General features: G+C 63.0%; 7 protein-coding genes, 1 tRNA gene and 2 pseudogenes. All 10 read left to right on the top strand.

Annotated elements, in window-relative coordinates; all coding sequences use genetic code 11:
• Window positions 1-190 (top strand): annotated as a pseudogene (gene tuf / locus VLR48_RS03215) (elongation factor Tu); the annotation flags it as partial.
• Window positions 191-265: 75 nt separating this feature from the next.
• Window positions 266-341 (top strand) — tRNA-Trp (locus VLR48_RS03210).
• A gap of 49 nt (window positions 342-390) precedes the next feature.
• A complete protein-coding gene (gene secE, locus VLR48_RS03205) occupies window positions 391-768 on the top strand; it encodes a preprotein translocase subunit SecE (protein ID WP_325290394.1) in 378 nt (125 codons plus the stop codon).
• A gap of 2 nt (window positions 769-770) precedes the next feature.
• Entirely contained in the window at window positions 771-1,304 is a 534-nt protein-coding gene (gene nusG / locus VLR48_RS03200) for a transcription termination/antitermination protein NusG (RefSeq protein ID WP_093190456.1), read from the top strand.
• A gap of 155 nt (window positions 1,305-1,459) precedes the next feature.
• The gene (gene rplK / locus VLR48_RS03195; RefSeq protein WP_325290393.1) at window positions 1,460-1,894 is read left to right on the top strand and encodes a 50S ribosomal protein L11; all 435 of its coding nucleotides are present in this window, start codon (window positions 1,460-1,462) and stop codon (window positions 1,892-1,894) included.
• Window positions 1,894-2,589 carry a 50S ribosomal protein L1 gene (gene rplA, locus VLR48_RS03190; protein ID WP_093027464.1) on the top strand — a complete coding sequence of 232 codons (696 nt, stop codon included), beginning with the start codon at window positions 1,894-1,896 and terminating at the stop codon, window positions 2,587-2,589. The genes rplK and rplA overlap by 1 nt, the downstream gene beginning before the upstream one ends.
• A gap of 266 nt (window positions 2,590-2,855) precedes the next feature.
• On the top strand, window positions 2,856-3,383 hold the full coding sequence (gene rplJ / locus VLR48_RS03185; RefSeq protein WP_325290392.1) for a 50S ribosomal protein L10: 528 nt from the start codon (window positions 2,856-2,858) through the stop codon (window positions 3,381-3,383).
• A gap of 51 nt (window positions 3,384-3,434) precedes the next feature.
• Window positions 3,435-3,812, top strand: coding sequence for a 50S ribosomal protein L7/L12 (rplL, locus tag VLR48_RS03180; protein WP_093027468.1), 378 nt, complete (start codon window positions 3,435-3,437; stop codon window positions 3,810-3,812).
• Window positions 3,813-4,053: 241 nt separating this feature from the next.
• Window positions 4,054-8,226 (top strand): DNA-directed RNA polymerase subunit beta, encoded by a 4,173-nt coding sequence (gene rpoB / locus VLR48_RS03175; RefSeq protein ID WP_325290391.1) that lies wholly within the window; start codon window positions 4,054-4,056, stop codon window positions 8,224-8,226.
• Between the two features lie 287 nt (window positions 8,227-8,513).
• Window positions 8,514-9,336 (top strand): annotated as a pseudogene (locus VLR48_RS03170) (DNA-directed RNA polymerase subunit beta'); the annotation flags it as partial.

The following is a 9,336-nucleotide window of genomic DNA, read 5'->3' as shown; positions in this document are numbered from 1 at the left end:
CTTCCGCACCACCGACGTGACGGGTGCCTGCGAGCTGCCCGAGGGCATCGAGATGGTGATGCCGGGGGACAACGTGAAGATGACGATCAAGCTGATTGCGCCGATCGCCATGGAAGAGGGGTTGCGCTTTGCAGTGCGCGAAGGCGGCCGCACCGTCGGTGCCGGCGTCGTCGCGAAGATCATCGAGTAGTACGGGTCATCGCGGCTCGGCGGGCAGTGCTGATGGGCCTGCCCGCCGGCTTCCGTGATCGGTCCTGATTGTTTTAGGCCAGTATCTCAATTGGCAGAGCAGCGGTCTCCAAAACCGCAGGTTGGGGGTTCGAGTCCCTCCTGGCCTGCCATACAACCCATCGCTCCGTTTAATTTATCGCCCAGGCGGCACCCGATCTCATGAATTCACGTGCAGAGGCCCGAGGGGCCGGCTTGGATACCGCCAAGCTGTCAATCGCCGCATTGTTGTTGGTCGGCGGCATCTTTGCCTTCTATTTCTTCGAGGGCTTCTCTGTCCTGCTTCGTGTGATCGCGCTGCTGGTGATCAGCGGCGCTGCGGCGGCTGTCGCATTGCAGACCGAGCGCGGACGGGCGTTGTGGCAGTTCGTGTCCGACGCGCGTATGGAGGTCCGCAAGGTCGTCTGGCCGACGCGTCAGGAAACGATTCAGACCACGCTGATCGTCATCGTGATGGTGCTCGTCGTGGGCATCATTCTGTGGCTTTTCGACATGATGCTGATGGCGATTCTCAGATTCCTCACCGGCCAGGGGGGCTGAGCATGTCGAAGCGTTGGTACGTCATCCATGCCTACTCGGGCTTCGAGGGGCAGGTCAAGCGTTCGCTCGAAGACCGTGTCAAGCGTGCCGGGCTCGAGGAGTTGTTCGGCCTGATCCTGGTGCCGACCGAAGAAGTGGTTGAGATGCGTGCGGGTCAGCAGCGCAAGAGCGAGCGAAAATTCTTCCCCGGTTATGTCCTGGTCCAGATGGAGATGACCGACGAGACTTGGCACCTCGTCAAGAGCGTTCCGAAGGTGATGGGTTTCATCGGAGGCACGGGAGATCGCCCTGCGCCCATTCCCGACTCGCAGGCCGACGCGATCCTCGTGCGCCTGCAGGAAGGTGGCGAAAAGCCGCGGCCCAAGGTGCTCTACGAGCCGGGCGAGGTCGTTCGCGTTGTCGACGGCCCCTTCACCGACTTCAACGGGGTCGTCGAGGATGTCGATTACGACAAGAGCCGCGTGAAGGTTTCGGTTTTGATCTTCGGACGCTCGACCCCTGTCGATCTTGAGTTCGCGCAGGTCGAGAAGGCCTGATACGCCGTCAGCGGATTGTCGCGGGTGTCTTGACGCCAAGCCCCGTTCACTGCCGTCGCCGTTCGTGCGGCGTCGATACCGAGTCCCCATGAGGGACGTTTGTCGGGGGAGCCGAGACTCGATCTCCGGCGTCAACACCCCACCGGAGAAAAACCATGGCGAAAAAGATCAACGCCTACATTAAGCTGCAGGTCAAGGCAGGCGAGGCGACTCCAAGCCCGCCGGTCGGTCCTGCGCTTGGTCAGCACGGCGTCAATATCATGGAGTTCTGCAAAACGTTCAATGCACGTACGCAGGAGCTCGAGAAGGGGATGCCGATCCCGGTCGTGATTACGGTCTACTCGGATCGCAGCTTCACCTTCATCACCAAGACCCCGCCGGCTTCCATTCTCCTGAAAAAGGTGATGGGAATCCAGAAGGGCAGCCCGAATCCGAACACCAACAAGATCGGCGTGGTGACGCGCGAGCAGCTCGAGCAGGTCGCCAACGCGAAGATGCCGGATCTGACCGCTGCGGATATGGATGCGGCCGTTCGCACCATCGCGGGCAGTGCCCGAGCGATGGGGCTCGATGTCGAGGGGGTGAACTGATGGCTCGTCTATCCAAGCGCATGCGCGCGATCCAAGAGCGCGTGGAGCGCGGCAGACTCTATCCGGCGGAAGAGGCGTTTTCGCTTCTGAAAGAGCTGTCGCAGATCAAGTTTTCCGAAAGTGTCGATGTCGCGGTCAACCTCGGTGTCGACCCGCGCAAATCCGATCAGGTGGTGCGCGGCTCGACCGTACTGCCGCATGGTATCGGCAAGACCGTCCGGGTGGCGGTGTTCGCCCAGGGCGCGTCCGCGGATGCGGCGACCGAGGCCGGCGCCGATCGCGTGGGCTTCGATGATCTCGCAGAGGACATCAAGGCCGGCAAGCTCGATTTCGACGTCGTGATTGCCTCTCCGGATGCCATGCGTCTGGTCGGACAGCTCGGCAAGATTCTCGGCCCGCGCGGGCTGATGCCGAACCCCAAGGTCGGCACCGTGACGCCCGATGTCGCCGAGGCGGTTCGCAACGCGAAGGCCGGACAGGTGCGCTACCGCACCGATAAGGCCGGCATCATCCATTGTCCGCTCGGCAAGGCCGACTTCGAGCCCGTGAAGTTGCGGGAGAATCTCGAAGCCCTGCTGGCGAACCTGATGCGATCCAAGCCGAGCAGCTCCAAGGGCGTTTACATGCGCAAGGTCACGGTCTCCACGACCATGGGTCCGGGGCTGACCGTGGATCACGCTGGACTCAGTTTCTAGTTTGATCTCGCGGGGCTTTCGCCCTGCGACGTTCAGTCTTCTTTGGGGACCCGGCGAAAGCCGGGGACCGTCAAAGACCGCAGGTGTCCCCGGCCCGATAAGGACTCGGTGCAGTGGACTTAATGGCTCGCCTGCCTGCGCAGACGGTGCTCCCGAATCAGTCGTTTTGCTGGTGACGGTGCACATGATCGCCCGAGAGCTCGCGTTGGATGCGCGTCCTCGACGGCCCCGGCTCAGGCCGGGTTTACCGACAAGAGGTGACGAACATGGCGCTTAGTTTTGCGCAAAAAGAAATCATCGTCGCCGAGGTCGCGGAAGTCGCCAAAGGTGCCCATTCGGCCGTCGGGGCCGAGTATCGGGGCTTGACCGTGGAACAGATGACACGGCTTCGCGTGGAGGCGCGCAAGGCCGGGGTTTATGTCCGCGTCGTCAAGAACACTTTGGCCAGACGTGCGTTGCAGGATACGGACTTTGCGTGCATGAGCGAGGGGCTTACGGGCCCGTTGGTACTCGCCTTCTCGCGAGAAGACCCGGGTTCGGCGGCGCGTGTCATGGAAGCCTTTGCAAAGGACCACAACAAGGTCGAAGTGCGTCTTGTCGCCCTCGGAGGCAAGCTGCTTGATCCCTCGGAGCTCGGCAATCTCGCCAAGATGCCGACCCGCGATCAGGCGATCAGCTTGCTCATGGCCGTGATGAAGGCGCCCGTGCAAAAGCTTGCAGCGACGATCAACGAGGTGCCGGGCAAGTTGGTCCGCACCATCGCCGCGATTCGCGATGCGAAAGAGGCCGCTTAGGCGGCTCCGTTCACCAGCAATTCCATTTTAGAGATATCTCAGGAGCTCACCATGGCCGTCTCCAAAGACGAGATCCTTGAAGCAATCGGCAACATGACCGTGTTGGAGGTCGTCGACCTCATCAGCGCGATGGAAGAGAAGTTCGGCGTGACCGCGGCTGCCGCCGTGGCCGCCCCGGCAGCCGGTGCCGGCGTTGAAGCCGCACCGGTCGAGGAGCAGACCGAGTTCGACGTCATCCTGGCGTCGTTCGGTGCCAACAAGGTTGCGGTCATCAAGGCCGTGCGTTCTTTGACCGGCCTTGGCTTGAAGGAAGCGAAGGACGCCGTCGAAGGCGCACCGACGACCCTGAAGGAAGCCGTTTCCAAGGGCGAGGCCGAAGAGGCCAAGAAGCTCCTCGAAGAGGCTGGTGCCACGGTCGAAGTGAAGTAACGGCGCATTGCGTCGAAGCTTCTTTCGGTGGGACCTTCGGGCTGGCGGCGAGTAGCCGCCGGCCTTTCGCCGTTGGGTTTTGACGACCCGTTTGGACGACACCGGCATGCCGGACGCTTCGTAAACGGGGCGACGTCGTCGCCAAGGACCTGACCGCAGAGGTCCGACCCCGACGCCCGCGATCCGCCGCGGCGTCGACCCCCGTCCTGGACACAAGCACGTATTTCGAGGGAAAGGCATCATGGCCTATTCGTTCACCGAAAAAAAGCGCATTCGTAAAGACTTCGGCAAGCGTCCGAGCATCCTGGACGTGCCTTTCCTGTTGGCGACGCAGATCGATTCCTATCACGAGTTCCTGCAGGCCGACCGGCCGATCGGGGATCGGCGCGACGTGGGTCTTCATGCGGCCTTCAAGACCGTCTTTCCGATCGAGAGCTACTCGGGCAACGCCGTTCTCGAATACGTGAAATATCGGCTCGGCGATCCGGTGTTCGACGAGCGCGAGTGTCATCTGCGCGGTGCGACCTTCGCCGCGCCCTTGCGCGTGCTGCTGCGCCTGGTGATCTACGACCGTGATGCCCCGGCCGGCTCCAAGGTCATCAAGGACGTGCGCGAGCAAGAGGTCTACATGGGCGAATTGCCGCTCATGACCGGCACCGGCACCTTCATCATCAACGGGACCGAGCGCGTCATCGTCTCGCAGCTGCATCGCTCGCCCGGTGTCTTCTTCGATCACGACAAGGGCAAGACCCACTCCTCGGGCAAGCTGCTCTTCTCGGCGCGGGTCATCCCGTACCGCGGATCCTGGCTCGATTTCGAGTTCGATCCCAAGGACAACGTCTTCGTGCGTATCGACCGTCGCCGCAAGCTGCCGGCGACCATCCTACTGCGCGCGCTGGGCTACGGCGTCGAGGACATCCTCGAGCGCTTCTTCGTGACCGATACCTTCCGGATCCGCGATCGCTCGGTCACGCTCGACCTGGTTCCGGAGCGCCTGCGCGGGGAGACGGTCGGATTCGACGTCATGCTCGGGGATGAACTGCTCGTGGAGTCCGGGCGTCGCGTCACGGCAAGACACATCCGCGAGCTTCAAAAGGCCGGCATCGAGCGCCTCGATGTCCCGTCCGATTTCCTGATCGGCCGCGTCCTGGCCCATCCTCAGATCGATACCGAGACGGGCGAGGTGATCGCCGAGGCGAACGCCGAGATCACTCCGGAGCTGCTCGAGACCCTCTTCGAGAAAGGCATCGAGACGCTCGAGACGCTCTTCGTCAACGACCTCGATCATGGCCCCTATATCTCCGAGACCCTGCGGATCGATCCCACCACCAGCGACCTCGAGGCGCAGGTCGAGATCTACCGCATGATGCGTCCGGGCGAGCCGCCGACCAAAGAGGCGGCTCAAAACCTGTTCCACAACCTCTTCTTTACGCCGGATCGGTACGATCTCTCCGCCGTGGGCCGAATGAAGTTCAACCGGCGACTCGGGCGTACCTCCGAGGAAGGGCCGGGCGTCATCTACGACGGGCGCTACTTCAGCAATCGTAATGACGAGCTCTCCAAGCGGCTCTATCAGGAGCAGGGCGACACCTCCGACATCATCGAGGCGCTCAAGGTCTTGGTGGAGCTGCGCAACGGCCGCGGAAGCGTGGACGACATCGACCACCTCGGCAACCGCCGTATCCGTTGCGTCGGCGAGATGGCGGAGAATCAATTCCGCGTGGGTCTGGTGCGGGTGGAGCGTGCGGTCAAGGAGCGTCTGTCGCTCGCCGAGTCCGAGGGGCTCATGCCGCAAGAGCTGATCAACGCCAAGCCGGTCTCGGCCGCGATCAAGGAGTTCTTCGGCTCCAGTCAGCTCTCGCAGTTCATGGACCAGAACAACCCGCTCTCCGAGGTCACCCACAAGCGTCGCGTGTCGGCACTCGGCCCGGGCGGCCTGGCCCGCGAGCGCGCCGGGTTCGAGGTGCGCGACGTGCACCCGACGCATTACGGCCGCGTCTGTCCGATCGAGACCCCTGAAGGTCCGAACATCGGTCTGATCAACTCCTTGGCCGTCTATGCGCGGACCAACTCCTATGGCTTCCTGGAAACCCCCTACCGCAAGGTGGAAGGTGGCCTGGTGACCATGGACATCCAGTATCTGTCGGCGATCGAGGAAGGCAACTTCGTGATCGCGCAGGCCAACGCCACGCTCGACGACGAGGGTCGCCTGACCGACGCCTTGGTGTCTTGCCGTCATGCCAACGAGTTCACGATGCGTGCGCCCGAGGAGGTCCAGTTCATGGACGTCTCGCCGCGTCAGATCGTCTCGGTGGCGGCGTCCCTGATCCCCTTCCTGGAGCACGACGACGCCAACCGGGCACTCATGGGTTCGAACATGCAGCGCCAGGCGGTGCCGACCCTGCGGGCCGAGAAGCCGCTGATCGGCACCGGCATGGAGCGCGTGGTGGCCAAGGACTCGGGCGTCTGTGTGGTGGCGCGTCGCGGCGGTGTCATCGAATCGGTCGACGCCGCGCGCATCGTGGTGCGGGTCAACGACGACGAGGCCGTCCCCGGCATCCCCGGCGTGGACATCTACAACCTCACCAAGTACACGCGCTCCAACCAGAATACATGCATCAATCAGCGTCCCCTGGTCAAACCGGGCGATGTCGTTGCGGTGGACGACGTCATGGCCGACGGTCCGTCCACGGACATGGGCGAGTTGGCCCTGGGGCAGAACCTGCGGGTCGCCTTCATGCCCTGGAACGGCTACAACTTCGAGGACTCGATCCTGCTCTCCGAGCGCCTGGTGCAGGAAGATCGCTTCACCAGCATCCACATCGAGGAGCTCGCCTGCCTGGCGCGCGACACCAAGCTGGGGCCCGAAGAGATCACGAGCGATATCCCCAACGTCGGCGAGTCGGCCTTGGCCAAGCTCGACGAGTCGGGCGTCGTCTATGTCGGTGCGGAGGTACGCGACGGCGACATCCTGGTCGGCAAGGTCACGCCCAAGGGCGAGACCCAGCTGACGCCCGAGGAGAAGCTGCTGCGCGCGATCTTCGGCGAGAAGGCGTCCGACGTGAAGGACACCTCGCTGCGCCTGCCTTCGGGGATGAGCGGAACGGTGGTCGACGTGCAGGTCTTCACCCGCGACGGCGTGGACAAGGACAAGCGTGCGCTCCAGATCGAGGAGATGGAGCTCGACCGCGTGCGCAAGGACTTCGCCGACCAGCAACGCATTATGGAGAACGACACCTTCCAGCGCGTGGAGCGACTGCTGGTGGGGAAGGTCGCCGACGGCGGTCCGCGCAATCTTGCCCCGGGCGCGAAGATCACCAAGGCCTATCTGCAGGAGCTTGCAGCCAACGGCTCGCGCGATCAGTGGCTCGAGATCCGGATGCGCGCCGAAGACGTCGCGACCCAGCTCGAGGCCGTCGCGACGCAGATCAAACAGCAGCGTGAGGAATTCCGCGATCGCTACGAGGTCAAGAAACGCAAGATCTCGAGCGGCGACGATCTGGCCCCGGGCGTGCTCAAGATGGTGAAGGTGTACGTGGCCGTCAAGCGCCGCGTCCAGCCCGGCGACAAGATGGCCGGACGCCACGGCAACAAGGGCGTCATCTCCAAGGTCGTGCCGATCGAGGACATGCCGTTCTCGGCGGACGGCGAGCCCGTGGACATCGTGCTGAATCCTCTCGGCGTACCCTCGCGCATGAACGTCGGGCAGGTGCTCGAGACCCATCTGGGTTGGGCGGCCAACGGGCTCGGCGTGAAGATCGAGAAGATGTTGCGTGCGCACACGGCGGTCGCGGAACTGCGTGCCTTCCTCGAGAAGGTCTACAACACCAGCGGTAAGCACGAGGATCTGGAGAGCTTCACCGACGATGAGATCATCGAGCTGGCCCGCCACCTCACGCGGGGTGTGCCCCTGGCGACGCCGGTGTTCGACGGCGCGACCGAGGAGGAGATCCGGGCGATGCTCAAGCTCGCCGATCGGGACAACTCGGATATCGGTATCCCGAGCGGCCAGACCCAGCTCTACGACGGGCGCACCGGCGATCCCTTCGAGCGCCCGGTCACGGTCGGCTACATGTACATCATCAAGCTGAACCACTTGGTCGACGACAAGATGCACGCGCGTTCCACCGGGCCGTACAGCCTGGTGACCCAGCAGCCGTTGGGCGGCAAGGCGCAGTTCGGCGGGCAGCGTTTCGGGGAGATGGAGGTCTGGGCGCTGGAGGCCTACGGTGCCGCCTACACCCTGCAGGAGATGCTCACCGTGAAGTCCGACGACGTGAACGGCCGCACCAAGATGTACAAGAACATCGTGGACGGCGACCATCGGATGGAAGCGGGTATGCCCGAGTCGTTCAACGTACTCGTGAAGGAGATTCGGTCGTTGGCGATCAACATCGAGCTCCAGCAGGACTGAACCGCGTCCGGAGGGGTTTGCGAGGATTGAGCCCTTGCGTGGCCGAATCGCAATCAACGCGCGTCGGCGCGACGCGGTTCAGGAGCTTCGTTTTATTGTTCTGAACCGCGTCGACTGCGTCGTTTGTGAAGACTCTCGATGCCGAGTCACGACGACGATCTTGCATGTCGTAGCGGGCGCGGTTCAGTTTTTGGCCCTTGGCCTCGAGCGCCGTGTTCCGTTCTCGAACGGACCTTCGGCGGTCGGCCGATTGCTGATCATCGTCATTGTAGGCAGGAGATAAGATCTTGAAAGATCTACTTAAAATCATCAAGCAGCAGGGTCAGGCACTGGAATTCGACGCGATCAAGATCGGACTCGCCTCTCCCGAGATGATCCGTTCCTGGTCCTACGGCGAGGTCAAGAAGCCGGAGACGATCAACTACCGGACCTTCAAGCCGGAGCGCGACGGGCTGTTTTGCGCCAAGATCTTCGGCCCGATCACGGACTACGAGTGCATCTGCGGCAAGTACAAGCGCCTGAAGCACCGCGGTGTCGTGTGCGAGAAGTGCGGTGTGGAGGTCACGCTGGCCAAGGTCCGGCGCGAGCGCATGGGTCACATCGATCTGGCGAGCCCGGTCGCGCACATCTGGTTCCTGAAGTCGCTGCCGTCGCGTATCGGTCTGCTGCTCGATATGACGCTGCGCGACATCGAGCGCATCCTCTATTTCGAGTCCTTTGTCGTCATCGATCCGGGCATGACCCAACTCGAGCGCCGCCAGCTCCTGACAGACGAGCAGTATCTGGAGGCCCTGGAGGAGAATGGCGACGAGTTCGATGCCCGCATGGGCGCCGAGGCTGTCTATGAGCTGTTGCGCACCCTCGACCTGACGGCGGAAATGCGTCAGATGCGGGAGGAGATCGAGGCCACCAACTCCGAGACCAAGATCAAGAAGCTGTCCAAGCGGCTCAAGCTGATGGAGTCCCTGCTGGAGTCCGGCAATCGGCCCGAGTGGATGATCCTGACGGTCCTCCCCGTCATCCCCCCCGACCTCCGCCCCCTCGTGCCTCTCGAGGGCGGCCGGTTCGCGACGTCCGACCTCAACGACCTCTACCGCCGGGTCATCAACC

It is taken from the genome of Thiocapsa sp., assembly GCF_035467215.1.
Taxonomy (GTDB): domain Bacteria; phylum Pseudomonadota; class Gammaproteobacteria; order Chromatiales; family Chromatiaceae; genus Thiocapsa.
Note: the sequence above shows the minus strand (reverse complement) of the source record. Positions and strands in the feature narration are given on the sequence as shown.